24 protein-coding genes are annotated in these 26,064 nt (G+C 69.7%); 14 read left to right on the plus strand and 10 right to left on the minus strand.

The window, feature by feature from the left end; translation table 11 throughout:
- Nucleotides 1-91 precede the first annotated feature (91 nt).
- Entirely contained in the window at nucleotides 92-1,363 is a 1,272-nt protein-coding gene (locus tag CFB47_RS16920; RefSeq protein WP_089461723.1) for an MFS transporter, read from the plus strand.
- A 56-nt stretch (nucleotides 1,364-1,419) separates the two neighbouring features.
- Here CFB47_RS16920 and CFB47_RS16925 read toward each other — a convergent pair whose 3' ends face one another.
- On the minus strand, nucleotides 1,420-2,058 hold the full coding sequence (locus tag CFB47_RS16925; protein WP_089461724.1) for a glutathione S-transferase family protein: 639 nt from the start codon (nucleotides 2,056-2,058) through the stop codon (nucleotides 1,420-1,422).
- Between the two features lie 112 nt (nucleotides 2,059-2,170).
- Between CFB47_RS16925 and CFB47_RS16930 the strand changes: the two genes are divergently transcribed.
- Nucleotides 2,171-3,091: a LysR substrate-binding domain-containing protein gene (locus tag CFB47_RS16930; RefSeq protein ID WP_089457034.1), complete on the plus strand. Its 921-nt coding sequence runs from the start codon at nucleotides 2,171-2,173 to the stop codon at nucleotides 3,089-3,091.
- 9 nt (nucleotides 3,092-3,100) lie between these two features.
- Here the strand turns inward: CFB47_RS16930 and CFB47_RS16935 are convergent, their stop codons facing one another.
- From CFB47_RS16935 to CFB47_RS16945, 3 genes are read right to left on the minus strand one after another with little or no spacing between them, the layout of a single operon-like run.
- On the minus strand, nucleotides 3,101-5,326 hold the full coding sequence (locus CFB47_RS16935; RefSeq protein WP_089461725.1) for a xanthine dehydrogenase family protein molybdopterin-binding subunit: 2,226 nt from the start codon (nucleotides 5,324-5,326) through the stop codon (nucleotides 3,101-3,103).
- Nucleotides 5,323-6,324 carry a xanthine dehydrogenase family protein subunit M gene (locus tag CFB47_RS16940; protein WP_089461726.1) on the minus strand — a complete coding sequence of 334 codons (1,002 nt, stop codon included), beginning with the start codon at nucleotides 6,322-6,324 and terminating at the stop codon, nucleotides 5,323-5,325. The genes CFB47_RS16935 and CFB47_RS16940 overlap by 4 nt, the downstream gene beginning before the upstream one ends.
- A gap of 18 nt (nucleotides 6,325-6,342) precedes the next feature.
- Nucleotides 6,343-7,098: a (2Fe-2S)-binding protein gene (locus tag CFB47_RS16945; protein ID WP_089461727.1), complete on the minus strand. Its 756-nt coding sequence runs from the start codon at nucleotides 7,096-7,098 to the stop codon at nucleotides 6,343-6,345.
- Between the two features lie 553 nt (nucleotides 7,099-7,651).
- Here CFB47_RS16945 and CFB47_RS16950 point away from each other — a divergent pair.
- Nucleotides 7,652-7,939: a hypothetical protein gene (locus tag CFB47_RS16950; RefSeq protein ID WP_089461728.1), complete on the plus strand. Its 288-nt coding sequence runs from the start codon at nucleotides 7,652-7,654 to the stop codon at nucleotides 7,937-7,939.
- A 256-nt stretch (nucleotides 7,940-8,195) separates the two neighbouring features.
- Here the strand turns inward: CFB47_RS16950 and CFB47_RS16955 are convergent, their stop codons facing one another.
- The gene (locus tag CFB47_RS16955; protein WP_089457037.1) at nucleotides 8,196-8,819 is read right to left on the minus strand and encodes an alpha/beta hydrolase; all 624 of its coding nucleotides are present in this window, start codon (nucleotides 8,817-8,819) and stop codon (nucleotides 8,196-8,198) included.
- A gap of 335 nt (nucleotides 8,820-9,154) precedes the next feature.
- On the opposite strand from CFB47_RS16955, the gene CFB47_RS16960 reads away from it, so the two are divergent.
- The 4 genes from CFB47_RS16960 to CFB47_RS16975 are packed head-to-tail and all read left to right on the plus strand — an operon-like array spanning nucleotide 9,155 to nucleotide 11,797.
- Nucleotides 9,155-10,096, plus strand: a complete 942-nt coding sequence (locus CFB47_RS16960) for a glyoxylate/hydroxypyruvate reductase A (RefSeq protein ID WP_089461729.1) — start codon at nucleotides 9,155-9,157, stop codon at nucleotides 10,094-10,096.
- 26 nt (nucleotides 10,097-10,122) lie between these two features.
- On the plus strand, nucleotides 10,123-11,055 hold the full coding sequence (locus CFB47_RS16965) for a hydroxymethylglutaryl-CoA lyase (RefSeq protein WP_089426474.1): 933 nt from the start codon (nucleotides 10,123-10,125) through the stop codon (nucleotides 11,053-11,055).
- 26 nt (nucleotides 11,056-11,081) lie between these two features.
- Nucleotides 11,082-11,588, plus strand: a complete 507-nt coding sequence (locus CFB47_RS16970) for a YbaK/EbsC family protein (protein WP_089441171.1) — start codon at nucleotides 11,082-11,084, stop codon at nucleotides 11,586-11,588.
- Nucleotides 11,585-11,797 (plus strand): DUF1289 domain-containing protein, encoded by a 213-nt coding sequence (locus CFB47_RS16975; protein ID WP_089441172.1) that lies wholly within the window; start codon nucleotides 11,585-11,587, stop codon nucleotides 11,795-11,797. Before CFB47_RS16970 ends, CFB47_RS16975 begins: the two co-directional genes overlap by 4 nt.
- 266 nt (nucleotides 11,798-12,063) lie before the next feature.
- Here the strand turns inward: CFB47_RS16975 and CFB47_RS16980 are convergent, their stop codons facing one another.
- The gene (locus CFB47_RS16980; RefSeq protein WP_089461730.1) at nucleotides 12,064-12,966 is read right to left on the minus strand and encodes a DMT family transporter; all 903 of its coding nucleotides are present in this window, start codon (nucleotides 12,964-12,966) and stop codon (nucleotides 12,064-12,066) included.
- 112 nt (nucleotides 12,967-13,078) lie between these two features.
- Here CFB47_RS16980 and CFB47_RS16985 point away from each other — a divergent pair, with 112 nt between their 5' ends.
- Nucleotides 13,079-13,570 carry an Lrp/AsnC family transcriptional regulator gene (locus tag CFB47_RS16985; RefSeq protein ID WP_011353413.1) on the plus strand — a complete coding sequence of 164 codons (492 nt, stop codon included), beginning with the start codon at nucleotides 13,079-13,081 and terminating at the stop codon, nucleotides 13,568-13,570.
- Nucleotides 13,571-13,615: 45 nt separating this feature from the next.
- Here the strand turns inward: CFB47_RS16985 and CFB47_RS16990 are convergent, their stop codons facing one another.
- Entirely contained in the window at nucleotides 13,616-14,512 is an 897-nt protein-coding gene (locus CFB47_RS16990; RefSeq protein ID WP_089441174.1) for an alpha/beta fold hydrolase, read from the minus strand.
- Between the two features lie 266 nt (nucleotides 14,513-14,778).
- On the opposite strand from CFB47_RS16990, the gene CFB47_RS16995 reads away from it, so the two are divergent.
- A complete protein-coding gene (locus CFB47_RS16995) occupies nucleotides 14,779-15,738 on the plus strand; it encodes a nitronate monooxygenase family protein (protein WP_089461731.1) in 960 nt (319 codons plus the stop codon).
- Nucleotides 15,739-15,856: 118 nt separating this feature from the next.
- On the opposite strand, the gene CFB47_RS17000 is transcribed toward CFB47_RS16995, so the two are convergent.
- The 3 genes from CFB47_RS17000 to CFB47_RS17010 all read right to left on the minus strand — a co-directional run bounded on the left by CFB47_RS17000 (nucleotide 15,857) and on the right by CFB47_RS17010 (nucleotide 18,907).
- Nucleotides 15,857-16,819 (minus strand): LysR family transcriptional regulator, encoded by a 963-nt coding sequence (locus CFB47_RS17000; RefSeq protein WP_039346485.1) that lies wholly within the window; start codon nucleotides 16,817-16,819, stop codon nucleotides 15,857-15,859.
- A gap of 180 nt (nucleotides 16,820-16,999) precedes the next feature.
- On the minus strand, nucleotides 17,000-18,076 hold the full coding sequence (locus CFB47_RS17005; protein ID WP_089441176.1) for a porin: 1,077 nt from the start codon (nucleotides 18,074-18,076) through the stop codon (nucleotides 17,000-17,002).
- A gap of 345 nt (nucleotides 18,077-18,421) precedes the next feature.
- Nucleotides 18,422-18,907: a peptide-binding protein gene (locus CFB47_RS17010; protein ID WP_089441177.1), complete on the minus strand. Its 486-nt coding sequence runs from the start codon at nucleotides 18,905-18,907 to the stop codon at nucleotides 18,422-18,424.
- Between the two features lie 346 nt (nucleotides 18,908-19,253).
- Between CFB47_RS17010 and CFB47_RS17015 the strand changes: the two genes are divergently transcribed.
- The 5 genes from CFB47_RS17015 (at nucleotide 19,254) to CFB47_RS17035 (ending at nucleotide 25,975) form a co-directional block, all read left to right on the plus strand.
- On the plus strand, nucleotides 19,254-20,285 hold the full coding sequence (locus CFB47_RS17015) for a bile acid:sodium symporter family protein (RefSeq protein ID WP_089441178.1): 1,032 nt from the start codon (nucleotides 19,254-19,256) through the stop codon (nucleotides 20,283-20,285).
- A gap of 274 nt (nucleotides 20,286-20,559) precedes the next feature.
- On the plus strand, nucleotides 20,560-22,398 hold the full coding sequence (locus CFB47_RS17020) for a phosphodiesterase (protein ID WP_089461732.1): 1,839 nt from the start codon (nucleotides 20,560-20,562) through the stop codon (nucleotides 22,396-22,398).
- Between the two features lie 375 nt (nucleotides 22,399-22,773).
- Nucleotides 22,774-23,793, plus strand: a complete 1,020-nt coding sequence (locus CFB47_RS17025) for a LacI family DNA-binding transcriptional regulator (protein ID WP_039355370.1) — start codon at nucleotides 22,774-22,776, stop codon at nucleotides 23,791-23,793.
- The gene (locus tag CFB47_RS17030) at nucleotides 23,790-25,070 is read left to right on the plus strand and encodes an AGE family epimerase/isomerase (RefSeq protein WP_089461733.1); all 1,281 of its coding nucleotides are present in this window, start codon (nucleotides 23,790-23,792) and stop codon (nucleotides 25,068-25,070) included. The genes CFB47_RS17025 and CFB47_RS17030 overlap by 4 nt, the downstream gene beginning before the upstream one ends.
- Nucleotides 25,067-25,975: a carbohydrate kinase gene (locus CFB47_RS17035; RefSeq protein WP_089457046.1), complete on the plus strand. Its 909-nt coding sequence runs from the start codon at nucleotides 25,067-25,069 to the stop codon at nucleotides 25,973-25,975. The genes CFB47_RS17030 and CFB47_RS17035 overlap by 4 nt, the downstream gene beginning before the upstream one ends.
- Nucleotides 25,976-26,064 lie beyond the last annotated feature (89 nt).

Here is a 26,064-nt window from a genome sequence, read left to right on the forward strand (position 1 = left end):
TTATCGAACGATTCATCAAGAACTTTCCGATTTTCAGGATGAATGTAGGTCGCCAGACTGTGGATGTCAATTTCCACCCGGGCCTGCCGTCATGGATACCTCGTGCATCGCTTCCCCCTCCTCGCCCGCCCGCGACGTGCGCGGCGCGGCTCATCGCTGGCGCGTGCTGGCGGCCGGCGTCGCCGCGAACATGAGCTTTTCGGCCGCGGCGGCCGGCATTCCGACCACGGCCGTGTGGATGCGCACGGCCTATCACCTCGACAACGGCGCGCTCGGCCTCGTGCTCGGCGCGCTCGGCTTCGGCGTCGCGCTGTCCGAGCTGCCGTGGGGAATGGCCGCCGACCGCTTCGGCGACCGCCGCGTGCTGCTCGCCGGGCTCGTCGCGACGGCCGCGATGTTCGCGCTGATGGTGTGCACGATCGTCCCGACCGCGCACGGCGTGCCGCCGCTGATGCGCGTCGTCGCGGCGATGTGCTGCGTCGGCCTGCTCGGCGGCAGCGTGAACGGGTCGAGCGGGCGCGCGGTGATGCGCTGGTTCGGCGAGCGTGAACGCGGGCTCGCGATGAGCATCCGCCAGACGGCCGTGCCGCTCGGCGGCGGCATCGGCGCGGCGCTGCTGCCGTCGCTCGCGTCGCATATCGGCTTTGCCGCGGTATTCGGCGCGCTGATGCTGCTGTGCGCGGGATCGGCCGCGCTCACCTGGCGCTGGCTGCACGAGCCGCCGGCCGAACCGGCCGTCGCGCACCCGGCCACGCATCGCCCCGTCGAGCGGCAGCCATCCGCGCGGCAGGGGCGCAACCCGCTCGCGAGCGGCCCCGTGTGGCGCATCGTGCTCGGCATCGGCCTGCTGTGCGCGCCGCAGTTCGCGGTGCTCACGTTCGCGACGGTGTTCCTGCACGACTTCGGCCGGCTCGGCCTCGCCGGCATCAGTGCGGCGATGGTCGCGCTGCAGCTGGGCGCGATGGTGATGCGCGTGTGGAGCGGCCGTCATACCGACCGGCACGGCAACCGGCGCGCGTATCTGCGCGGATCGGTATTCGTCGCGGCCGGCTCGTTCGCGCTGCTCGCAGCCGCAACGGCTGGCCATGCGCACGTGCCGCTCGCCGCGATCGTCGCGATTCTCGTCTTCGCCGGCATCTGCGTGTCCGCGTGGCACGGCGTCGCGTACACGGAGCTCGCGACGCTCGCAGGCGCGAATCAGGCGGGCACCGCACTCGGGATGGCCAATACGATCGTCTACCTCGGGCTGTTCGCGACGCCCCTCGCGATTCCACCGCTGCTCGCGGTCAGTTCGTGGAGCGTGGTGTGGCTCGCGGCCGCGCTGGTCGCCGGCGCGACCTATCCGCTGTTCGCCGTGAAATAGCAGCCGCCCGTCTCACGCGGGCGTCGCCGCGCACGCCACGACGCCCGCGCAATCCATCAGGCCGCCTCGCGCGCCAGCGCACGCCGCGACGCCGGCCGCTCGGCCTCGCGCTGCGCGTGGGCAGTCCAAGCCGCATGCCGCGTCATGTCGAGCCCGATCGCGACGCCCCAGCGATACAGCACGAACAGGAACGGATCGACGATCGAATGCGCGCCCGGCTCCGCCCACGTGCGGCCGTCGGCGAGCGCGGCTTCGATCGTTTCGTTCGCGGCTTCGATCGTGCGTCGGCCATGCGCACGGACCTCGCCATGCAGGGCCGGATCGCCGATGAAGCGGCCCGGCCGCCACAGCGCGCCATAGCCGACGCCATGCACCCAGCCGACCAGCCACGCGAGCCATTCGTCGCACCGTGCCTCGCGCAGCGGGTCCCCAAACGGCAGCAATTGCGCCTCGGGATAACGGCGCGCGAGATACGTGAGGATCGCCGGCGTTTCGGTCAGCACGTGCGGCTCGCCCGGAATCGCGAGCACCGGCACGCGCGCCTTCGCGTTGATCGCGAGATAGCGCGCCTCGAGGTTTTGCTGCTTCTGCACGGAGACGATCTCGACGTCGAACGGCGCGCCGGTTTCCTCCAGGGCGATGTGGACGGCAAGCGAGCAGGCGCCCGGCGAAAGATAGAGACGATAGGCGTTCATGGTGGTGGGGCCCGACGGGGAGGTGGAAGACGGAACCGAGTGTAGGAACGCGTGCCCGCCCGCCGCAAACGATGAATTGTCGTGCTCGGACATTAGTGTTACTAATACCCGCATGCGACGCATCCACCTTCCTCCGCTGCAGACGCTGCGCGCGTTCGAGACCGCCGTGCGGCTGCAGAGCTTCACGCGTGCGGCCGATGAACTGGCGCTCACGCAAGGCGCTGTCAGCCAGCACATCCGCGCGCTCGAGGCGCAGCTCGGCTATCCGCTCTTCACGCGCGAACGTAACGGCGCGACGCCGACGCACGCCGCGCACGCGCTCGCACTGCAGGTGCGCCAGGGCCTCAGCGTGCTCGAGCGCGCGTTCGAGCCGGCGCTCACCGTGCGCAGTCGCCCGCGCACCTGCGACGTCACGCTGAACGTCAGCGTGCTGCCGAGCGTCGCCGAGCGCTGGCTCGCGCCGCGCCTGCCGCGCTTCGCGGCGGCGCATCCGCGCATCGCGATCGTGCTGCACCCGGACGTGGCGCTCGCACCGCTGCGCAAGCGCGACCGCATCGACGTCGCGCTGCGCTACGGGCCCGGCACGTGGCCGGGCGTCGTCGCCGAGAAGCTGATGAACGAGACGATCTTTCCGGTCGCGAGCCCCGCGTACCGCAATCGCGACGGCGTCGCGCCGCGCGTGCCGGCCGATCTCGTGCGCGCGACGCTGCTGCGTCATCCCGCCCAACCGTGGGAACCGTGGCTCCAGGCCGCGCGGCTCGACCTCACCGAATCCGCACGCGCGCCGCGTTTCACCGATCCGAACGCGCTGATCGACGCGACGCTGAAGGGGCGCGGCGTCGCCCTCGCGCGCCGCTCGCTGATCGAGCCCGAGCTCGCGAATGGCACGCTCGTGCGCGTGTCGACGGTGCGCATCACCGACGTGTATGCGCACTACGTCGTGTGGCGCCCCGGCCATCCGCACGAAGCGGCGATCCGCACGTGGCTCGACTGGCTGCGCAGCGAGGTGCGGCGCAGGACGCCGCGGCGCTGACGCCGGCGCTCACGCCCGCATCGGCATCGCCACCTTGTCGAGCGTGATCGGCAGATCCCGCACCCGCACGCCGGTCGCGTGATAGACCGCATTGGCGATCGCGGCCGGCACACCGGTGATGCCGATCTCGCCGATGCCGCGAATGCCGAGCGGATTGAAATGCGTGTCGCGCTCGTCGACGAAACTTACATCCAGCTCGCCGATGTCCGCGTTCACGGGCACGTGATATTCAGCGAGATTCGCATTCGTGAAGCGGCCGTGCCGCACGTCGAGATGCGAGCCTTCCTCGAGCGCGGTGCCGAACCCCCACACCATCCCGCCGATCAACTGGCTGCGTGCCGTTTTCGCGTTGAGCAGGCTGCCGACGCTGTAGACGCCGACGATGCGCGGTACGCGAATCGTGCCGAGTTCGGCATCGACGTGCACTTCGGCAAACACCGCGCCGAACGAATGAGACGCATAGCGCGACTTCTCGTCGCCCGGCTTCGTCGTCGCCTGCGCGTCGATCGGCTGACCGCCCGCGCGCGCGATCACCGCCGCGGCCGGATCGCGCCGCGAAGGGTCGCCGCGATGCACGACCCAGCCGTTATCGACCGTCACGTCGTCGGCCGCGGCACCGTGCAGCGGCGATCCGGGGGCGGCGACCGCCAGCGCGACCAGCTTCGCGCGCGCCTGCAGCGCGGCCTCGCGCACGGCCGGCGCCACGCTCGCCGCCGACTGCGAGCCGCCCGATACGGGCGCACGCGGCAGGCTGGAATCGCCGAGCGCGAAGCGCACGTTCTGCGGCGAGAAACCGAGCGCATCGGCCGCGACCTGCGTCATCACCGTGTAGGTGCCGGTGCCGATGTCCTGCGTGCCCGACGCGACTTCGGCCGTGCCGTCCGGCAAGATGCGCGCCCGCGCCGACGCTTCGCTGCGGTTCGCCGGATACGTGGCGGCCGCCATCCCGAGGCCGATCAGGGTGTCGCCGTCGCGCATCGTGCGCGGCGCGCCGGTGCGGCGCGACCAGCCGAAGCGCCGCGCGCCGACCTCGTAGCATTCGCGCAGCTTGTTGCTCGACCATGGCTTGCCGTCCTGCGGATCGACCGCCGCGTAATTCGCGAGCCGCAGCGCGACCGGGTCCATGCCGAGCCGCCACGCGAGTTCGTCCATCGCCGATTCCAGTGCGAACGAGCCCGACGCCTCGCCGGGCGCGCGCATGAACGTCGGCGTGCCGACGTTCAGCGACACGATCCGGTGCGTAGTCGCGTGGTTGGGCACCGCGTACATGATCCGCGACGGCATCCCGCACATCTCCATCCAGTCCTCGAACATCGACGTGGTGGCGATCGTGTCGTGGCGCATCGCCGTCAACGTGCCGTCCTGGCGGGCGGCCAGCACGACGCGCTGTTCGGTGAACGGCCGCCCGCCGACCGGGCCGAACATCTGCGGCCGCGTCAGCGCGAGACGAACCGGGCGCCCGACCTGCTTCGCGGCCATCGCGCACAACGACACGTGCGACCACGACGAACCCTTGCAGCCGAAGCCGCCGCCGAGGAACGGTGAAATCACGCGCACGTGGTCCGGCGCGATGCCGAAGACCGCGGCCACCGCCGTGCTCGCGCCCGACACGCCCTGTGTCGCATCGTGCAGCGTGAGCGTCGGGCCGTCCCAGCGCGCCAGCGTCGCATGCGGCTCGATCGGGTTGTGATGCTGCATCGGCGTCGTATAGGTCGCGTCGATGCGCACCGCGCCTTCGCGCAGACCCGCATCGACGTCGCCGCGCTGCGTATCCATCGGGCGGCCCTGCTGCTTCGGCGGCACGCGCGCGTCGCGCAACGCCTGCGCGAAATCCGCCACGGCATCGCTCGCGCGATAGCGCACGTGTACGGCATGCGCGGCGTCGGTCGCCTGCTCGAGCGTTTCGGCGACGACGACCGCGACGGGTTCGTTGCTGTAGCGCACCGTGTCGTCCTGCAGCAACGTGAGCCGGCGCCCGGCGGGCGGCGACAGCGGCGGCCGGCCGCCGTCGGGCAGCCGCATCGCGTTCTCGTGCGTGATCACGATCAGCACGCCCGGCATCGCGCGGGCGCGCGCCGCATCGATCGACTCGATCCGCCCGGATGCGATCGTGCTCGTCACGAGCACCGCGTGCGCGAGCCGCGCATCGGAGAATTCGGCCGCGTAGTGTGCGCCGCCCGTCACCTTGAGCACGCCGTCGACACGGTCCAGCGGTTGTCCCGTCATCGTGTTCATGCTGCACCTCCCGGCATGGCGGCTGCCGTTTCGACCGCACGGACGATCGCCCGCTGCGCGAGCGCGACCTTGAAGCCGTTACCGTCGAGCGGACGCGCGTCGCGCAACGCCAGCGCGGCCGCCTCGCGCAACGTCGCGTCGGTCGGTGTGCGGCCCGCGAGATGCGCTTCCGCCTCCATCGCCCGCCACGGCTTGTGCGCGACGCCGCCGAGCGCGATCCGTGCGTCGGCGACACGCGGGCCGTTCATCCGCAGCGCAGCCGCGACCGACACCAGCGCGAACGCGTAGCTCGCGCGATCGCGCACTTTCAGATAGTGCGCATGGTCGGCGAAGCGCGGCGGCGGCAAGTCCACCGCGGTGATCAGCTCGCCCGGCTCGAGCGTCGTGTCGAGGTCGGGACGATCTCCCGGCAAGCGGTGAAACGATGCGATCGGAATCTGCCGCGCGCCGCGCGGGCCGCTCACCTGCACGACGGCGTCGAGCGCGGCGAGCGCGACGCTCATGTCCGACGGGTTCACCGCCACGCACTGGGGGCTGGCGCCGAGGATCGCGTGCATCCGGTTGTGGCCGCCGATCGCCGCACAGCCGCTGCCCGGCTCGCGCTTGTTGCACTGCGCGAACGCGGGATCGTAGAAATACGGGCAGCGCGTGCGCTGCATCAGGTTGCCGCCGACGGTCGCCATGTTGCGCAATTGCGCGGACGCGCCGGCGAGCAGCGCCTGCGACAGCAGCGGATAGTCGGCGCGCAGGCGCGGATGATCGGCCGCATCGCTGTTGCGCACGAGCGCGCCGATGCGCACGCCGCCGCCGGGCAGCGCATCGACCGTATCCAGGCCCGCGATCCGCGTGATGTCGATGAGCGTGACGGGCCGCGCGACGCCGCCCTTCATCAGGTCCAGCAGGTTCGTGCCGCCGCCGATGAAGGCGGCGCCGGACCGCTGCGCCGCGCGCACGGCGCCGGCGACGTCGGTCGCGCGTTCGTAGGAGATCGCTTCCATTGCGGTGCCCTCCGTCGGCTAGCCGCGCGCCGCGTGCGCGGCGCGCACGGCGGCGACGATGTTCGGGTACGCGCCGCAGCGGCACAGGTTGCCGCTCATGCGCTCGCGGATCTCGTCGTCCGACAGCTGCGCGGGACGGCGCCGCACGTCGTCGGTGGCGGCGCTCCCGGCCCCCGCCGCGAACTCGTCGAGCAGCGCGGTCGCCGAGCAAAGCTGGCCGGACGTGCAGTAGCCGCACTGGAACGCATCGCATTCGACGAATGCGCGCTGCACCGGGCTCAGCACGCCGGCGCGCGCGAGCCCTTCGACGGTCGTGATCCGCGCGCCTTCGTGCATCACCGCGAGCGTCAGGCATGCGTTGATGCGCCGCCCGTCGACGAGCACCGTGCATGCGCCGCACTGCCCGCGATCGCAGCCCTTCTTCGTGCCCGTGAGCCCGGCGTATTCGCGCAGTGCGTCGAGCAGCGTGACGCGCGGTTCGAGCTGCAGCGTGTACGCGCGCCCGTTGATGTCGAAACGCACGGGCTGCGCCGGCACCGTATCGCGGCGGGGCGCGGCCGGCGTGGATGCCGCGTGCGACGGCTGCGGATGAACGTGCGATGCGGCGCTGACGGTCGCGGCAGCCGCCGCGGATTGCAGGAAGTGGCGCCGCGCGGCACTGGACGGCGTATCGTGCGGCAACCGCGGCGCCGCTGAATGGCCGGGCCCGCGCGGCGACGGGGCGGCATCGCGCGCCGGTTCGGCAGACGGAGATTCGGATCGATCGCTGGACATGACTTCTGCTCGCTCCATGGTTGACGGACGCGGATGTGCCGCCCGCGCCCGGATGGCGGCGCGGTCGGCACGCGCGTCTGCATTGAGCAATTCCGGTGCCGCGAAACGGCGGGGCAACGCCGCTGTGCCGCGCCGGTCATCCGTGCGCGACGCGCGCCGGGTGGCAGACGGAACACGTTGCCGCTGACCCTGCCTTCATGACAGCACGCTGGCGCGCGGCTGGCCGTTCGCTGGCGAAGCGGCAATAACGCCCGGTTTTCCGGTGCATCCGGCCACACATCGGTCGCAAGTTGCCGGGTGCATGTACCACGGCGCGCATGGCGCTCGCGTCGCCGGGGCCGGGTCGCGTCATTGCGCGCCGTGTAAATGCGCGCAGCATCCGTCTCTGCCGGGAAATTCCGCCACGCATGGTGGCGGATCGCCGCGAAGGCGTTCCGTCAGCCTGACGAAAACAGGTCGCGATTGCACTCGCATCGCAAACGATTCACCGAAACGTCGCATCGCGGCGGCATACTCGAAAACGTTTCCCGATCAGCCTGCCAGGAGAGAAGTCATGCGTCGCGTTTTCGTCGCCGTCGTTCTGTGTGCCGCCGTTTTCGTCGCCGCCTGCAGCGACGACGCGCCGCACGACGCCAACGCGACCGACGCCGCGCAGCAGGCCGGCGGCGCATCGAGCGGCGCCGCCAGCGCGTTCAACAGCGACGCGCGCGCGAATACCGCCGCGTCCGATGCCGCGCCGCTCGCGCCGCCCGTCGTGCATTACCCGCCCGATGACGACGACGATGCGAAGCCCGCCGCGAATGCAGCCGCGTCCAGCGCGGCAGTGTCGTCACCGGGCTGATCCCGTCACCACGTGATGTGAGTCGGACCCGCTCGGGGCGAGCGGTGGGATTTCGTTGGGAGGCGTCGCTGACATGACGTCACGGTCGGCGGTGGCGCAAACGGCATGACGTCGCGCCACCTCGCGGGCCACGCCGAGCCCGGTCGGCCGAGCGATTCGGATCCGGCCGGCGTCAGGCCCGTGCGCGCGCCGCGAGCGCAACGGCGCGCGATGCCGCGACAGCCGCCGCGCGGCACGCGCCGCGCCGCCCGGCGCGTCAGACGGCGTGCGCAAGCGCGCGGTCGACGAGCGCGGTTTCGAAGCCGTCGTCCGCGTCGCGAAAGCGCAGCGGTGCCGCGCAGTGGACGAGCGTGTCGATGAAGTACTTCGCGCGCGGCCACGGCCCGAAGCCGGCCGCGGTATTGATGTGCCCCGCGTCGCCGAGGTTCACGAACGCGCTGCCCAGATGCTGCGCGAGCGTGCGCGCGTCGGCGAGCGGCATCCACGGATCGGTTTCGCTGCCGATCACGATCGACGGCACGGCGAGCCGGCGCGCGTCGAACGGCCCGGCAAACGTGAATTTCTTCGGACTGGCGGGCGCGACGAGCAGCACGCCCGCGACATCGCCCGTATGCGGCCACTGAGCAAGCGCATGCGCGGCCGCGAGGCAGCCGAAGCTGTGTGCGGCCAGCACGAACGGGCCGCGTTCGCGGTCGAGCAACGCGCGCACCGATTGCGCCCAGCGCGCGAGATCGGGCGCATCCCAGTCGTCCTGTTCGACGCGCAGCGAGCGCGGGAACTGCCGTTCGAGCCAGGTCTGCCAGTGAGCGCCTTCGCTGCCGTGCAGGCCCGGAACGGTGACGAGCCGCGGCGGCCACGCCGATTTGCTGCATGCGCGCATGATTGCCCTCGCTTGCTTGAAGACGGGATTCGATTGTGGCGCGGCGTCCGCGGCGGCCGAACCAATATTTTGTGCTTTGCTTTTAAGTGGGCCGGCCATCCGGGGGCGGGCCATCGGGGGCGTCCGCCCGCCCCGTGCACCGGCGCGCGATGCGCCGCGAGACCGTAGAATGTGGGCTTCCCGTCAGCTTCACACGGAACCGGGGCCGGGCGCCGACGCGCCGGGTGCCCGGTCGTCAGGAGACGCCCGATGTCCGCTACGCCCGCCGGCGCGCCGCGCCCGGCCCCGCTCGCCGTTCCCGTGACGCGCCTCGCCGGCGCGCGCGCCGTCATCCAATGAAGATCCTGTTCCATTCCCCGCACCAGGAAGCCGCCGCGTGGCGCGACGCGATCGCGCATGCGCTGCCGGAAGCCGAACTGCGCGCGTGGCAGCCGGGCGACACGGCCGCCGCCGACTACGCGCTCGTCTGGCGCGCGCCGCGCGAATTCTTCGCCCCGCGCGACGGCCTGCGCGCGATTTTCAACCTCGGCGCCGGCGTCGACGCGCTGCTCGCGCTCGAGCACGCGCATCCGGGCACGCTGCCGCGGCACGTGCCGCTCGTGCGGCTCGAAGATTCGGGCATGGCGCAGCAGATGGTCGAATACGTGACGCACGCGGTGCTGCGCTACCTGCGCCGCTTCGACGAATACGAAGTGCTGCAGCGCGAGCGCCGCTGGCAACCGCTCGAACCGCATACGCGCGCCAGCTTCACCGTCGCCGTGCTCGGCCTCGGCGTGCTAGGCGCGCAAGTCGCGCGCGCGCTCGCCGCCCTCGGCCTGCCCGTGCGCGGCTACAGCCGCAGCGCGAAGCAGCTCGACGGCGTGACGACTTTCGCCGGCGACGGCGCATTCGATGCGTGCATCGACGGCGCGAAGGTGCTCGTCAACCTGTTGCCGAGCACGCCCGACACCGACGGCATCCTCGCGGCGCGCACGTTCGCACGGCTCGCGCCCGGCGCGTATGTCGTCAACGTCGCACGCGGCGCGCATCTCGTCGAAGCCGACCTGCTCGACGCGCTCGCGAGCGGCCAGATCGCCGCCGCGACGCTCGACGTGTTCCATCGCGAGCCGCTGCCGGAGGACCACCCGTTCTGGCACGCGCCGCGCATCACGATCACGCCGCACAGCTCGGCCGAGACGCTGCGCGACGAGGCCGTCGCCCAGATCGCCGGCAAGATCCGCGCGCTCGAGCGCGGCGAGCGTGTCGGCGGCATCGTCGACTACGCACGCGGCTACTGAACCTACAAGCACACCAGGAGACAACCATGACGTTCCCCACCGCCGTCAAGATCGTCGAAGTCGGCCCGCGCGACGGGCTGCAGAACGAGAAGACCTTCGTGCCGACCGACGTGAAGATCGCGCTCGTCGACCGCCTGTCGCACGCCGGCTTCCGCAACGTCGAGGCCGCGTCGTTCGTGTCGCCGAAATGGGTGCCGCAGATGGCCGACGGCGCCGACGTGATGGCCGGCATCGAGCGCCGCGCGGGCACCGTGTACTCGGTGCTCACGCCGAACCTGAAGGGCTTCGAGAACGCGGTCGCGGCGCGCGCGGACGAAGTCGTGATCTTCGGCGCGGCGAGCGAGGCGTTCTCGCAGCGGAACATCAACTGCAGCATCGCCGAGAGCATCGCGCGCTTCGAGCCCGTCGCGAAGGCGGCGAAGGATGCGGGCCTGCGGCTGCGCGGCAGCGTGTCGTGCACGCTCGGCTGCCCGTACCAGGGCGACGTGCCGGTCGCATCGGTCGTCGACGTCGTCGAACGCTTCGCGGCGCTCGGCTGCGACGAGATCGACATCGCCGACACGATCGGCGTCGGCACGCCGAAGCGCACGCGCGAAGTGCTCGCGGCCGTCACGCGCGTGTTCCCGCGCGAACGCCTGTCGGGCCACTTCCACGACACCTACGGCCAGGCGCTCGCGAACATCTACGCGGCGCTGTTCGAAGGGATCGAGATCTTCCATGCGTCGGTCGCGGGCCTGGGCGGCTGCCCGTACGCGAAGGGCGCGACCGGCAACGTCGCGACCGAGGACGTGCTGTACCTGATGCAGGGCCTCGGCATCGACACCGGCATCGACCTCGCGCAGGTCGTCGCCGCCGGCGACTTCATCTCGAACGCGATCGGCCGCGCGAACGTGTCACGCGCCGGTCGCGCCCTGCTCGCCAAGGCGCAGAGCGCGGCCGACGCCGCGAACTGCGTATGACCCCGGTATTCGATGGATTCCTCAACATGACGACACCTGCTTCATTCGATTCCCTCCCCGACTCCGCGCGACGCGTCGCGCTGCTGCTGCGCGAGCGCGGCCATGCGAAAGGCATCGTGATGCTCGCCGAAACCGGCAAGACCTCGGCCGAAGCCGCGGCCGGGCTCGGCTGCTCGGTCGCGCAGATCGCGAAGTCGATCCTGTTTCGCCGCCAGTCGGACGGCGCGCCGGTGCTCGTGGTCGCGAGCGGCGTGAATCGCGTCGACGAGAAGAAGGTCGCCGCGCAAGTCGGCGCGGTCGGCCGCGCGGACGCGAAGTTCGTGCGCGACAACACCGGCTATGCGATCGGCGGCGTCTGCCCGATCGGCCATCTCGTCGAACCCGTCACGCTGATCGACGCCGACCTGCTCGCGCTCGACAGCCTGTGGGCGGCCGCCGGCCATCCGCACGCGGTGTTCAACCTGTCGCCGAACGAACTCGTGTCGCTGACGGGCGCGCCGGTCGCGGACGTCGCGTTGCGGGAGCCCGCATGAGCGACGTGCCGGTGACGGTGCCGGTCGCCACGGTCGCATCGCCGTGCACCGACGTATGCCGGATCGATCCGCGCACCGACTGGTGCGCGGGCTGCCTGCGCACGCGCGACGAGATCAAGGGATGGCGTGCGTCGGACGACGACGCGCGGCGCGCGTTGCTCGCGCGGCTCGATGCGCGGCGGCGTCTGCTGGCGAGAAGCGGCGCATAAAAAAAAGCCGTTCAGCCTGACAGGCGAACGGCATGAGATCGGAATCCTGTGAACGTGATCAACGTCACAGCCCGCATCATACGAGCGACGCGGCCGCATCGCATCGGGTGTTTCCCTACAACTTCTTACAGCGTCCCGGACCCGTGCGCGCGCACGGCTTTTGCTCGTCACGCACGCGCCCTCTCCGCGCAATACGCGCCCCTGAAATACGCATTCGACGCGCTGCTGCGCGGCTCCGCGGCGGCGCGCCGAATCGCACGACCGTTTCAGTGACCGACGGCCGCACGACGGGCCGGCACGATGCGCCAGCCGAGATTCACGCCGGCCGCCGCGAGCAGGATCAGCAGCGCGCCGACCACCTGCGTCCACGCGAGCGTCTGCCCGAACGCGACGTGATCGACGACGATCGCGACGACCGGATAGACGAACGACAGCGCGCCGGTCATCGCGGTCGGCAGCTTCTGGATCGCGCCGTACAGCAGCACATACATCAGGCCGGTGTTCACGACGCCGAGCACGACGAGGTCGAGCCACTGCCCGGCGGTCGCCGGCAACGTGCCGAAGTGCGCGAACGGCGCGAGCAGCAGGACGCCGAGGCCGGCCTGCAGCAACGCGAGCAGGTGCGGCGGCGTGCCCTTCAGGTGCTTCGTGACGATCGACGAGATCGCATACAGGAACGCCGCGCCGAGCGACAGCGCGACGCCTTCCAGATATTCGCCCGGCACCGCGAGCACGGCCGGCTCGACGCGCACCACGGCGACGAGCCCGACGAAGGCGAGCGCGAGCCACGCGAGCGTCGACGCGGTGATCCGCTCGCGGAACACGATCGCGCCGAGCGCGACGAGCATGAACGGCTGCGTGTTGTAGACGGCGGTCGCCATCGAGATCGACGCGCGCGAATAGGCGGCGAACAGCAGCAGCCAGTTCGCGACGATCGCGACGCTGCCGAGGGTCGCCAGCGCGAGCATCCGCGGCGAGAACAGCGCGCGGCGCAGGAACCCGAACGCCGCGCAGACGATCGCGAGCGTCGCGGCGCCGAACAGGCAGCGGAAAAACACGACGTTCGTCAGCGGCTGCCGCGACGACATCACGAGCCAGCCGATCGTACCGGACATCATCATCGCGACGACCATCTCGGCGGCGCCGCGGCGAATTTCATTCGAAGCCATCGTGAACTCCGTTCAGAAGAGTGGATGACTTCGATTCTAGAAACTTGCTTTCGCGGCAGCCACGGCTAAACTGAAGTGAATCGACCGATTCACCTTCGAAAGCAAAGCGATCATGCCGAAACGCCTTTCCCCGCCCGCCGTCGCGTCGCTCGACGCGACCGACCGCGCGATCCTCGCGGCGCTGGCCGACGACGCGCGCATCGCCACCAGCGAACTCGCCCGGCAGATCGGGTTGTCGGCACCCGCGACCGCCGACCGCGTGCGACGGCTCGAGGCGCAAGGCGTGATCGCCGCGTTCACCGTCGAGCTCGATCCGCGCGCGCTCGGCTACACGCTGCAGGCGATCGTCCGCGTGAAACCGCTGCCCGGCCAGCTGCATCTCGTCGAAGAGATGCTGCGGCGGATTCCCGAATTCGTGGAGTGCGACAAGGTGACCGGCGACGACTGCTTCATCTGCCGGCTCTACCTGCGCACGATCGCGCACCTCGACGACATCCTGTCGAAAGTGACGGAGCGCGCCGAGACGAGCACCGCGATCGTGAAGTCGACACCGGTGCCGCGCCGGCTGCCGCCGCTCGTCGAGGACGACGGCGCGCACCGCTGAACGAGCCGGTACGCGGCCGCCCCGCCGACGTGCCCACGCGTACCGTCATGCAGCCGCGTCGCGCGCGTCGAAGAACGCCAGCAGTTCGTCGATCAGCGCGACGGGCGCCTCTTCCGGAATGTAGTGCCCGCACTCGAGCGCGCGGCCGCTGACGTCGCGCGCGACACGGCGCCATTCGTCGAGCGGATCGAAGCAGCGGCCGACGATTCCGTTCTCGCCCCACAGCACGCGCAGCGGGCACGCGACCTTGTTGCCGCGCTCGAGATCCGCACGGTCGTGCTCGAGATCGATCGTCGCGGACGCGCGGTAGTCCTCGCACATTGCATGCACGGCGCCCGGCTGCGCGAGCGCGGCGCGGTACGCGGCGAGCGCCTCGGGCGCGAACGGCGCGAGCCCGGCGGACCGGTTGCCCATCACGCGCTCGATGTACGCATCGGTATGCGCGCCGACCAGCGTCTCGGGCAGCGGCGCCGGCTGGATCAGGAAGAACCAGTGGAAATACGCGGTCGCGAACGCGCGATCGGTTTTCTCGTACATCGCGAGCGTCGGTGCGATGTCGAGCAACATCATCCGTTCGACCGCGTCCGGATGATCGAGCGCGAGCCGGTGCGCGACCCGCGCGCCGCGATCGTGCGCGCACACATGGAAGTGCTCGAAGCCGAAATGCCGCATCACGGCGACCTGGTCGGCCGCCATCGCCCGTTTCGAATACGGCACGTGCTGCGCGTCGCTCGGCGGCTTGCCCGACGCGCCGTAGCCGCGCAGGTCGGTGGCGATCACCGTGAAATGATTCGCGAGCGTCGCGGCCACGCGATGCCAGATCATGTGGGTTTGCGGATGTCCGTGCAGCAACAGGAGCGGCGGACCCGCGCCGCCTTTGACACCGAAGATGTCGGTGTCCTGCACCGTCACGCGAAACGGTGCAAACGCCTCAAACGACATGGTTTATTTCTCGTTGGTTTGTTATGGCGGCTATTTTATGAGCGCTTGTGCCTCTGCACAGCGGGGCAACAGCCAGAATCCGTAGAAAGAGAACACTCACTCGATTGCCGGCACACCGCGCATTTTGTTAAGCTCGCGTAGAATCGCACGATCGTTCGTATTAATAAGGACGACATCGTTTCGCAGCTACACTCGAATCACCGTTCGACCGCAAAGCATGGCGCCGGCGCAACCGCGCGGGCGCCCCTGGAGACTGGAGACATCACATGGCATTGCCCACCGTCCTGCAGAACCTGACGCTGCCCGTCATCGCGTCGCCGATGTTCATCGTCAGCTACCCCGAACTCGTGCTCGCGCAATGCAAGGCGGGCATCGTCGGTTCGTTCCCCGCGCTCAACGCCCGTCCGGCCGAACTGCTCGACGAATGGCTCACGCAGATCCAGTCCGAGCTCGCCGACCACCAGGCAAAAAATCCCGGCGCGGTGATCGGCCCGATCGCGGTCAACCAGATCGTCCATCAGTCGAATGCGCGGCTCGAGCACGACGTGCGCGTGTGCGTGGAGCACAAGGTGCCGATCTTCATCACGAGCCTGCGCGCCCCGGCGCGCGAGATCGTCGACGCGGTGCACAGCTACGGCGGCATCGTGCTGCACGACGTGATCAACCTGCGCCACGCGCAGAAGGCGCTCGAAGCCGGTGTCGACGGGCTGATCCTCGTCGCGGCCGGCGCAGGCGGCCATGCGGGCACGACGTCGCCGTTCGCGCTCGTCGGCGAAGTCCGCAAGATCTTCGACGGCCCGATCGTGCTGTCGGGCGCGATCGCGAACGGCGGCTCGATCCTCGCGGCGCAAGCGATGGGCGCGGACTTCGCGTACATGGGCACGCGCTTCATCGCGACGCAGGAAGCGCACGCGATCGACGACTACAAGCACGCGATCGTGAACGCGAAATCGTCGGACATCATCTACACGAACCTCTTCACCGGCGTGCACGGCAACTACATTCGCGAGAGCATCGAGAAGGCCGGCCTCGATCCGGACGCACTGCCGGAATCCGACAAGACCAAGATGAATTTCGGCAGCGACAAGACGAAGGCGTGGAAGGATATCTGGGGCGCCGGCCAGGGCGTCGGCCTGATGGACGACCTGCCGAGCGTGGGCGCGCTCGTCGAGCGCCTGAAGCGCGAATACGACGACGCGAAGGCGCGACTCGGCATTCCGCGCTGACGGATGCGGCGGCCATGACGGCCGCCATCGGCGCGCATGCCGTCGGACAAAACAAAAACGCGAACCGCTGCGGTTCGCGCTTTTTTCATCGCCCCGCTGTAACGGGGCACGCGGCGGCTCAGACCGCGCGCTTCATCCGCGTGATCGGCAGCACGCGCAGGCGCGATTCGATCGACGGGCACAGCGACTGCCCTTCGAAACGCGCCGCCAGGAAGTCGACGAACGAACGCACCTTCGCGGAGACGTGACGACGGCTCGCGTAGACCGCGTAGATCGGCGCCTCGTGCGGCGGCACCGCATCGAGCAGCACCGGCACGAGCCGGCCGGACTCGATGTCGTCGCCGACCACCTCGGTGCCGAGCAGCGCGATGCCCGCGCCCGCGAGCACGGCCGCACGCAGCCCTTCGAGATGGTTCACGATCAGGTTGCCGTTGAGGTTCACGCGCGACGCGGCGGCCGCGTCGATCACCAGCGAGTCGAGCATCGTCGAATTCGAGTCGCGCCGCAGGTAGTTGTGGTGCGCGAGATCGCCGATCGTCGCGGGCGTGCCGTGCTTCTCGAGATACTCGGGCGACGCGACCAGCAGGATGTGCGCGGTCGCGATCTGCCGCGCGACCAGCGACGACGATTTCAATCCGTTCGGCGCCGCGCGCACCGCGACGTCGTAGCCTTCCTCGATCAGGTCGACCACGCGATCGGACAGCGTCATGTCGACGGTCACGTCCGGGAACCGGCCCGCGTAATCGGTGACGGCCTGCATCACGTGCCGCAGCCCGAACGCCGATAGCGACGTCACGCGCAGCCGGCCTTGCGGCACCACGCTCGCGGCGCCGACGGCCTGCCCGGCTTCGTCGAGTTCGGATAGCGCCTGCACGAGGCGCTCATAGTATTCGCGTCCCGCCTCGGTAGGGGCGACGCGTCGTGTCGTGCGATGCAGCAGCCGTGCGCCGAGCTGCTGCTCGAGATGCATCACGTGCTTGCTCGCCATCGCAGCCGACATCTGCATGCGCTCGGCCGCGCCGACGAAGCTGCCCACTTCGACGACGTAGCGAAACACATTCATGCTGACGAGGGTATCCATCGAACTAGCTCGTAATGACGGGGAATGGTCCAATTACGAGATAGGGTAACAAAGGCGGAGAAACAGAAAGGTCAAGAAAGGCAAAACGGCGCCGCGGGGTCGCAGCGCCGTTTTGGCGGGAAAACATGCAGTCCGGACGCGCTTTTCGCGCGCGTCCGGCGCACCGGTCACGCGTGCGCGTCAGAACTTCGCGCGGATGCCGGCGCCGAACGTGTTGCCGGTCGACAGGCCGCTGATGTGGTCGTTCATGTACGCGGCGTAGACGTCCGTGCGCTTGGACAGCGGATAGTCGTAGCCGACGGCCCAGGTCTGGCGCGTCTGGTCGAGGCCGCCCGAATCGCGCGAGTACGCATACGACGCCATCGCGTTGCCCACGCCGAGCGGCACCGACACGCCGCCCTGCGCGGTGTTCACGTGCCAGCTGCCCGCGACCTGGTCGTTCTTCGTGTACATGTACTGGCCGAACAGCTTCACGAACTTCAGGTCGTAGGTCGCGCCGACTTGCGCGATGCCCTGGCTCTTCATGCCGGCCACCAGCGCGCTCAGGTCGCGCGGGCCGTTGTTGAAGTTCACGTACTGGTAGACCGCGGTCGCCGCGAACGGGCCGTTCGCGTAGTTGAACTGCGCGCTCCACTTCTTCGAGCCGTTGTCGCCGGCCTGGTTGCCGAGTGCGTACATCGCGCCGAAATTCAGGCCACCGAACGAAGGCGACGTGTACGACAGCGCGTTGTTCCAGCCCGAATCACCGACGGCACCCTGGTCGCTCGGGTAGGTCGGGAACGTGCCGAGGCCGAGGAACACGTGGTACACCATCGGCGAGAAGGTGTACGAGTCGTAGAACGGGTTGAACAGGATCGTCGACAGGAACAGGTGCGTCGTCAGGCGGCCGGCCGTCACCGTGCCGTACGGCGAATCGATGCCGACGTACGCGTTGCGGGCGAAGAACGTGTCGCCCTGGAAGCGGCCGAACTGGCCGTTCTGTGCGCGGAAGAAGCTTTCCAGCGTGAAGATTGCCTTGTAGCCGTTACCGAGATCCTCGGCGCCGTGCAGGCCCCAGTACGACGTCGACATCCCGCCGCCGCTCACGTTCCACGCACGGTTGCCGCCCGGGAACTTGGTTGCGCCGACCCATTCGTCGACCTGACCGTAGAGCGACACGCTCGACTGCGCATGGACGGGAGCGGCAGCCGCCACGCAGGCGGCCGCGGCGATCAGCTTGACGGACGTGCGCGACGCACGGCGAGCAAATGCTTTCATTGGATCTCCAGATTTTGTCGAATGGTCGATAAGTGGCGCGAGCGTTGTTTTTTGGAGCCGAGTGCTTGCGTCGTATGGGGCGCAGCCATCTTTACGGATCATTCGTCCGGCCAAAATTGCGCACACTTATTGCTGGTATAGCGCCAGCATTAACTTCGCGGAATGGATACATGGCCGGGCGCCTGCCGGCGGCCCCGCACGAACGCGGTCGCGCGGCGGGACGGCAGCGGGGCACACGCGAGCCGGGCGCGAAAGATAGCGCAATGCGACGGGAAAATCAGCGGAAATCTGTGCGCGACTGTGGCGAATTCGCATCAGCCGGCGGAGGGACGCGCGCGGGGGCGCTCAGTTTCGGTAGAACGGGGAGAAATACGGCGAGTGCGCAGGCTCTTCCTGCGAGCGGGGCGGCGGCATCGGACGTCCGCCGCGCTCCTCGTTGTAGCGCGCGACGTCGGCGCGGATCGAACCGGCGCGCAGCGGCACGTTGCCGCCGCCCGGCGGGCGCGGCACCTGGCGCACGTCGGCGCTGATCGGACGATACGGGCTTTGCGCGGCGTAGTGGCCATACGACGGCGTCGGCCGCAGCCCCCAGCGGGAGCCGGAGCCGTTCACGCCGCCGGCGCGTGCGCCGGCCAGGGGCGCCACGCGGCGCCAGACGGGGCCGCCACCAGCCGGCTGACCGTACGCGCGCATGTCGCCGCCACCGAAGCCGTGGCCGCCGAACGCATGACCGCCGCCGTGGGGCGGTTGCGCGAGCGCGAGCGGCAACAGCAGCGCGCCGAGCACGCCTGCCACCCATCGTCCGATCTTCCGTTTCACCCGTTCCGTCATCGTTCAGTGCCTGTCCACGCCCGCCGCCGGCTCCTTTCGGCCGACCCAAGGCTTTCAGCAGTAATTTATGAGCGGGCCGAAAGCGTGTCGAGCCAAAAAGTGTTATGTCGCCGGCATCGGTGTAACACCATGTTACTGCTAGGTTTTTTCACTTCCGGGCGCGACCGCGACAGAACATTCTTCTGCCGTTTTGCGCACGGCCGGGCCGGTGCCGCGGGCGCTGTTGCATGAGACTGGCTCATCAATCGATTCCCACAATGCATTTGTGTAGTGAATCGCGGACCGGGACAATGGCGCCATCCGCGCGCGCGACGCGCGCCTTCGTCGTTTCCGAATCGAGTTCCCGATGGCCCGTCCCCGTTTTCTTCCCGACAACTTCACGCTCGCGCTCGTCGGCACCGTCGTGCTCGCGAGCTTCCTGCCGTGCCGCGGCCCGGCCGCCCATGCGTTCAACTGGGCGACCAACATCGCCGTCGGCCTGCTGTTCTTCCTGCACGGCGCGAAGCTGTCGCGCGAAGCCGTGGTCGCGGGTGCGACTCACTGGCGGCTGCACGCGGTCGTGCTGCTCAGCACGTTCGCGCTGTTCCCGCTGCTCGGCCTCGCGCTGAAGCCCGTGCTGCAGCCGCTCGTCACGCCGACGCTGTACGCGGGCGTGCTGTTCCTGTGCACGCTGCCGTCGACGGTCCAGTCGTCGATCGCGTTCACGTCGATCGCGAAGGGCAACGTGCCGGCCGCCGTGTGCGCGGCATCCGCGTCGAGCCTGCTCGGGATCTTCGTCACGCCGGCGCTCGTCGGACTGATGATCACGTCGCAGTCGGCGGCCGCCGCGTCGCCGTGGAGCACCGTCGGCAGCATCGTGATGCAGCTGCTCGTGCCGTTCCTCGCCGGCCAGTTGCTGCGGCCCGTGATCGGCGGCTGGATCGACCGCAACCGCGGCGTGTTGCGCTTCGTCGACCAGGGCTCGATCCTGCTGGTCGTCTACGTCGCCTTCAGCGAGGCCGTCAACGAAGGCCTGTGGCACCAGATCCCGCCGCGCGCGCTTGGCGGCCTGCTCGTCGTCAACCTCGTGCTGCTCGCGATCGCGTTGCTGCTGACCGCGTTCGTCAGCAAGCGGCTCGGCTTCAACCGCGCCGACCAGATCACGATCATCTTCTGCGGGTCGAAGAAGAGCCTCGCGGCCGGCGTGCCGATGGCGAAGGTGATCTTCTCGGCGAACGCGGTCGGCGCGATCGTGCTGCCGTTGATGCTGTTCCACCAGATCCAGCTGATGGCGTGCGCGGCGCTCGCGCAGCGCTGGGGGGCGCGCGACATGAGCGGCGAGCACGACGAGGGCGACGCGGCATCGGCGTCCGGCGCGCTGAGCGCGGGCAAGCGCTGACGGGCCGGGCGGCGGGACGGCCCTTGAGTGGTGCCGTCCCGACGTTCTCGCTTCCCGCTTCCCGCTTCCCGCTTTCCGCCTTTCCGCCTTTCCGCCTTTCCGCCTTTCCGCCTTTCCGCCGCACCGCCGCACCGCCGCACCGCCGCACCGCCCTTCCCGATGCACCCCAGGCGCGATGCACCACCAACGCCCATCGCGTCACGAAATCTTCATTCAATTCTCCGCGAGCGATGCCGTTAAGTCGGGCGTCCTGTCGATTCGGCTGCCCTCGCCCATGCCCGCGCCCCACCCCGACTCCGCTGCCGTCAGCATCACGCGCCTGATCGCGGATCGCGCGCTCGCCGCCGTCTTCCAGCCGATCGTCGATCTCGGGTCGGGGACGGTCGTCGGCTACGAGGGCCTGATACGCGGCCCGCGCGGCACCGACCTCGAACCGCCCGTCGCGCTGTTCGCACAGGCCGCGCGCGAAGGCGAAACGATCGCGCTCGAACAGGCCGCCGCGCGCACCTGCCTCGACGCATTCGCGGCACTCGGCTGCGACGGCAAGCTGTTCCTCAACTTCAGCGCCGGGACGATCCTGAAGCTCGCCAGCGAACGCGAGCGGGCACGCCAGCTCCTCGTCCGCGCGCGAATCGGCGCCGAGCGCATCGTGATCGAGCTGACCGAGCAGAATGCGATTCCCGATGTCGCCCAGATCGGCCCGGCGGTCGCGTCGCTGCGCGACGCCGGCATCCAGTTCGCGCTGGACGACTACGGCACCGCGAACGCGAGCATGAACCTGTGGCTGCGCCTGCATCCCGACGTCGTGAAGATCGATCGCTTCTTCATCCACGACATCGCCCGCGACCCGCTGAAGTTCGAGGCCGTGAAGGCAATGCAGCACTTCGCGCAGGCGAGCGGCGCGAAACTGATCGCGGAAGGCATCGAGAACGAGTGCGACCTGATCGTCGTGCGCGACATGGGCATCTGCTGCGTACAGGGCTTCCTGCTCGGCCGGCCGAACGCGCAGCCGTCGCGGGTCGTCGCGCCGGCCGCGCGCGATGCGATCCGCGCGCCGCACATCGCGGTGTTTCCCGGCGCGACGCGCTCGGTGCGGCCGGCCGGCACGATCGCCGGGAAGATGCTGGTGCCCGCGCCGGCGCTGCCGCGCGACGCGACCAGCAACGACGTGCTCGACCTGTTCAACCGGATGCCCGACCTGCATGCGGTCGCGCTCGTCGAACGCGGGCGGCCCGTCGCGCTCGTGAATCGCCGCGGCTTCATCGACCGCTTCGCGCTGCCGTATCACCGCGAGGTGTTCGGGAAGAAGCCGTGCCTGCAGTTCGCGAACGACGCGCCGCTGATGATCGACAACGCGACGACCTTCGAGCAGCTCGCGATGCTGCTCGCGAGCCACGACCAGCGCTATCTCGCGGACGGCTTCGTGATCACCGAACACGGCCGCTACGTCGGGCTCGGCACCGGCGAGAGCCTGGTGCGCGCGGTGACCGAGATGCGCATCGAGGCCGCGCGCTACGCGAATCCGCTGACGTTCCTGCCCGGCAACATCCCGATCAGCGCGCATATCGACCGCCTGCTGCAGCGCGACGCCGGCTTTCATGCGTGCTACGTCGACCTGAACCAGTTCAAGCCATTCAACGATCAGTACGGCTACTGGCAGGGCGACGAGGTGCTGAAGTTCGCGGCGACGGTGCTGGCCGGCGTGTGCGACCCGCAGCGCGACTTTCTCGGGCACGTCGGCGGCGACGATTTCCTCGTGCTGTTCCAGCGCGACGACTGGCGCGAACGCGCCGCCGACGCGATCGCCCGCTTCAACGCAGGCGCGCAGCTCTTCTACACGCAGGCCGACCGGCAGGCGGGCGGGCTGCACGGCGAGGACCGCCACGGCAACCCGGCGTTCTTCGGCTTCGTGACGATGGCGATCGGCGCGGTCGGCGTGGCGGCCGGCGCGCACGGCGCGAAACGCTACGGCAGCGACGAGATCGCGTCGGTCGCCGCGCTCGCGAAACGGCGCGCAAAACAGCAGCCGGATGGGCTCGCGGTCGTCGACCTCGATGCGGGCCGCGCCGCGCTGCGCCATCGCGGCGAGCCGCCGGCCGTGGCAATCCGCTGAACGGCGGGCGACCGTCGTTTGCAGACACGGCGGCGCCTGGTGCGGCGACGGCGGACACTCATCCGCCAGGCAGCCAGACCGTGAGTGGCACACTGACTTCGCGGTGGCCCGCGGGCGGCGATCGGGCACCGCTGCCGTGAACGGATGAAGCCAGCCCGCTTGCCGCCCGCTTGCCGCCCGTTTCCCGCTCGCGACACGCCCGCCTCTCCACCTTGCCTTTTTCGCGTTTTGTTTAGTATTTTTAGTAACGGTGTTTTCGCAGATTAGCGCTTAAAACCCGGGAATTTGCGGGTATTCCCCGGCTATCCGGCCCGAATTCCGCAATACGTTTTACTATACAATCGCTTCCACCCTAAACAAACCGGACCCTGAACGATGGGTACGACCATTCGCGATGTGGCGCGGGCGGCAGAGGTTTCGATCGGCACCGTCTCCCGCGCGCTGAAAAACCAGCCCGGCCTGTCCGAAGCGACGCGTGCGCGCATCGTCGAGATCGCGCAGCGGCTCGGCTACGATCCCGCGCAACTGCGGCCGCGCATCCGCCGGCTCACTTTCCTGCTGCATCGCCAGCACAACCGCTTTCCGGCCAGCCCGTTCTTCTCGCACGTGCTGCACGGCGTCGAGGACGCGTGCCGCGAGCGCGGCATCGTGCCGACGCTGCTCACGGTCGGGCCGAACGACGACGTGCTGCGCCAGATGCGCCCGCACGCGCCTGACGCGATCGCGGTAGCCGGCTTCATCGAGCCCGAGACGATCGAGGCGCTCGCCGCGACCGGCCGCCCGCTCGTGCTGATCGACCTGTGGGCGCCCGGGCTGCGCTCGGTGAACATCGACAACGCGACGGGCGCGGCGCTCGCGATGCGCCACCTGCTCGCCACCGGCCGCACGCGGATCGCGTTCATCGGCGGCTCGCCCGCGCACTACAGCATCGCGCAGCGCGCAATCGGCTACCGGCGTGCGTTCTTCGAGGCCGGGCGGCTGTTCGATCCCGCGTACGAAGTGACGATCGATGCGGGGCTCGATCCCGACACCGGCGCCGCGCGGGCGATGGAGCAGCTGCTCGACGCGCCGGGCCCGCGCCCGGAAGCCGTGTTCGCGTACAACGACGCGGCCGCGCTCGCCGCGCAGCGCGTCTGCACCGCGCGCGGGCTGCGCATTCCCGACGACATCGCGATCGTCGGCTTCGACAACATCCCGGCCGCCGCGCATGCGAGCCCGCCGCTCACGACGCTCGCGGTCGACAAGGAGGCGCTCGGCCGCCGCGGCGTCGAGCTGCTGCTCGCGGAGGCGCCCGAGCGCACCGAGATTTCCCTGCCCGTCGAGCTGATCGTGCGGGCCAGCAGCCAGCCCGCCGGCTCCCCGGCACTCGATACCGCCACGGTCACCGAATCATGAACATGCCCCCGGTCCAACCCTGCACGGCCGCGCCGGCCGCCCACACGCAAGCTGCGCCGTTCGTCGCGAGTTTCCGCGATCCGTCGTTCCTGCTGTCGCACGTCGAGGACACGCTGCGCTTCTACGCGACGAACGCGTTCGACCCGACGGGCGGCTTTTACCACTACTTCCGCGACGACGGCAGCATCTACAACCGCACGTCGCGCCACCTCGTCAGCAGTTGCCGGTTCGTCTTCAACTACGCAATGGCGTACCGGCATTTCGGCGATCCGCGCCACCTGGAATATGCGCGCCACGGCCTGCGCTTCCTGCGCGACGCGCACTGGGACGACGCACTGCAGGGCTACGACTGGGAGCTCGACTGGCGCGACGGCGCGAAGCGCGCGACGCTCGACGGCACGCGCCACTGCTACGGGCTCGCGTTCGTGCTGCTCGCGGCCGCGCACGCGACGATGGCCGGCCTCGACGAGGCCCGCCCGCTGATCGCGGCGACCTTCGAGCTCGCCGAGCACCGTTTCTGGGATGCGGCCGCGGGCCTCTATGCGGACGACGCGACGCCGAACTGGATCGTGTCGTCGTACCGAGGCCAGAACGCGAACATGCACATGACGGAGGCGCTGCTCGCGGCGTACGAGGCGACCGGCCACCTCACGTACCTCGATCGCGCGGAAAAGCTCGCGTCCCACATCACGCAGCGCCAGGCCGCGTTGTCGGGCGGGCTCGTGTGGGAGCACTACCATGCGGACTGGTCGGTCGACTGGGATTACAACAAGGAAGACAGCTCGAACATCTTCCGCCCGTGGGGCTTCCAGCCCGGGCACCAGACCGAATGGGCGAAGCTGCTGCTGATCCTCGAGCGGCACCGCCCGCTCGACTGGCTCGTGCCGCGCGCGGCCGAGCTGTTCGACGCGGCGCTCACGCACGCGTGGGACGCCGATCACGGCGGCCTGTGCTACGGCTTCGGCCCCGACTTCACAATCTGCGACCACAACAAGTATTTCTGGGTGCAGGCGGAAACCTTCGCCGCCGCCGCGATGCTCGGCGCGCGCACCGGCAGCGAGCGCTTCTGGGACTGGTACGACGAGATCTGGCGCTACAGCTGGGCGCACTTCGTCGATCACCGCTACGGCGCGTGGTACCGCATCCTCACCTGCGACAACCGCAAGTACAGCGACGAGAAGAGCCCGGCCGGCAAGACCGACTATCACACGATGGGCGCGTGCTACGACGTGCTCGCGACCCTCGCGCGCGCGCAACGCAGCGAGCCGACACAATGAGCGGCGGCACGTTTCCGGCTTTCGTGTCGGCGGGCGACATCCTGACCGACATGGTGCGCGCGGGCGACGCGCAATGGACCTCGGTGCCGGGCGGCGCCGGCTGGAACGTCGCGCGCGCGGTTGCGCGGCTCGGCGTGCCGAGCGCGCTCGCGGGCTCGATCGGCGAAGACTGCTTCTCCGACGTGCTGTGGCGCACGAGCGAAGCGGCCGGGCTCGACCTGCGCTTCCTGCAGCGCGTCGCGCGGCCGCCGCTGCTCGCGATCGTCCACGAGACCCGCCCGCCCGCGTACTTCTTCATCGGCGAAGCGAGTGCCGACCTCGCGTTCGATCCGGCGCGGCTGCCGGCGGGCTGGACCGATCACGTGAAATGGGCGCACTTCGGCTGCATCAGCCTCGTGCGCGAACCGCTCGCCGGCACGCTGGCCGCGCTCGCGGCCGACCTGCACGCGCGCGGCGTGAAGATCAGCTTCGACCCGAACGTCCGCAACCTGATGACGGCCGCATTCCGGCCGACGCTCGAGAAGATGGCCGCGCTCGCCGACCTGATCAAGGTGTCCGACGAGGACCTGCGGCACCTGTTCGGCGGCGACGGCCCCGACGCGATCGGCGCGGTGCGCGCGCTGAACCCGCGCGCGGCCGTGCTCGTCACGCGCGGCGCGCAGGCAGCGACGCTCTACGCGGACGGCGACGTGCATGAAGCGAGCCCGCCGCGCGTCGAGGTGGCCGACACCGTCGGCGCGGGCGACGCGTCGATCGGCGGCATGCTGTTCAGCCTGATGGCCGCGCCGCAGCGAACCTGGCGCGAGCACCTCGTGTTCGCGCTGGCGGCGGGCGCCGCGGCCTGCCGGCATACGGGCGCGCACGCGCCGACGCTCGACGAGGTCGTCGCACTGATCGAACGATGACGGGAGGATGGCAGCCGGACCCCGTTCGGTCACCGATAAGCCGCGCTGTACATGCTGCGCCGCAGTGCTACGATGAAGTGTCCTTTTGC

This window comes from Burkholderia sp. AU27893 (assembly GCF_002223205.1).
Taxonomy (GTDB): domain Bacteria; phylum Pseudomonadota; class Gammaproteobacteria; order Burkholderiales; family Burkholderiaceae; genus Burkholderia.

Coding starts and splice junctions, on each gene's coding strand:
- CFB47_RS16920 (WP_089461723.1), top strand. CDS start 92: ATGGATACCTCGTGCATCGCTTCCCCCTCCTCGCCCGCCCGCGACGTG.
- CFB47_RS16925 (WP_089461724.1), bottom strand. CDS start 2,058: ATGAACGCCTATCGTCTCTATCTTTCGCCGGGCGCCTGCTCGCTTGCC.
- CFB47_RS16930 (WP_089457034.1), top strand. CDS start 2,171: ATGCGACGCATCCACCTTCCTCCGCTGCAGACGCTGCGCGCGTTCGAG.
- CFB47_RS16935 (WP_089461725.1), bottom strand. CDS start 5,326: ATGAACACGATGACGGGACAACCGCTGGACCGTGTCGACGGCGTGCTC.
- CFB47_RS16940 (WP_089461726.1), bottom strand. CDS start 6,324: ATGGAAGCGATCTCCTACGAACGCGCGACCGACGTCGCCGGCGCCGTG.
- CFB47_RS16945 (WP_089461727.1), bottom strand. CDS start 7,098: ATGTCCAGCGATCGATCCGAATCTCCGTCTGCCGAACCGGCGCGCGAT.
- CFB47_RS16950 (WP_089461728.1), top strand. CDS start 7,652: ATGCGTCGCGTTTTCGTCGCCGTCGTTCTGTGTGCCGCCGTTTTCGTC.
- CFB47_RS16955 (WP_089457037.1), bottom strand. CDS start 8,819: ATGCGCGCATGCAGCAAATCGGCGTGGCCGCCGCGGCTCGTCACCGTT.
- CFB47_RS16960 (WP_089461729.1), top strand. CDS start 9,155: ATGAAGATCCTGTTCCATTCCCCGCACCAGGAAGCCGCCGCGTGGCGC.
- CFB47_RS16965 (WP_089426474.1), top strand. CDS start 10,123: ATGACGTTCCCCACCGCCGTCAAGATCGTCGAAGTCGGCCCGCGCGAC.
- CFB47_RS16970 (WP_089441171.1), top strand. CDS start 11,082: ATGACGACACCTGCTTCATTCGATTCCCTCCCCGACTCCGCGCGACGC.
- CFB47_RS16975 (WP_089441172.1), top strand. CDS start 11,585: ATGAGCGACGTGCCGGTGACGGTGCCGGTCGCCACGGTCGCATCGCCG.
- CFB47_RS16980 (WP_089461730.1), bottom strand. CDS start 12,966: ATGGCTTCGAATGAAATTCGCCGCGGCGCCGCCGAGATGGTCGTCGCG.
- CFB47_RS16985 (WP_011353413.1), top strand. CDS start 13,079: ATGCCGAAACGCCTTTCCCCGCCCGCCGTCGCGTCGCTCGACGCGACC.
- CFB47_RS16990 (WP_089441174.1), bottom strand. CDS start 14,512: ATGTCGTTTGAGGCGTTTGCACCGTTTCGCGTGACGGTGCAGGACACC.
- CFB47_RS16995 (WP_089461731.1), top strand. CDS start 14,779: ATGGCATTGCCCACCGTCCTGCAGAACCTGACGCTGCCCGTCATCGCG.
- CFB47_RS17000 (WP_039346485.1), bottom strand. CDS start 16,819: ATGGATACCCTCGTCAGCATGAATGTGTTTCGCTACGTCGTCGAAGTG.
- CFB47_RS17005 (WP_089441176.1), bottom strand. CDS start 18,076: ATGAAAGCATTTGCTCGCCGTGCGTCGCGCACGTCCGTCAAGCTGATC.
- CFB47_RS17010 (WP_089441177.1), bottom strand. CDS start 18,907: ATGACGGAACGGGTGAAACGGAAGATCGGACGATGGGTGGCAGGCGTG.
- CFB47_RS17015 (WP_089441178.1), top strand. CDS start 19,254: ATGGCCCGTCCCCGTTTTCTTCCCGACAACTTCACGCTCGCGCTCGTC.
- CFB47_RS17020 (WP_089461732.1), top strand. CDS start 20,560: ATGCCCGCGCCCCACCCCGACTCCGCTGCCGTCAGCATCACGCGCCTG.
- CFB47_RS17025 (WP_039355370.1), top strand. CDS start 22,774: ATGGGTACGACCATTCGCGATGTGGCGCGGGCGGCAGAGGTTTCGATC.
- CFB47_RS17030 (WP_089461733.1), top strand. CDS start 23,790: ATGAACATGCCCCCGGTCCAACCCTGCACGGCCGCGCCGGCCGCCCAC.
- CFB47_RS17035 (WP_089457046.1), top strand. CDS start 25,067: ATGAGCGGCGGCACGTTTCCGGCTTTCGTGTCGGCGGGCGACATCCTG.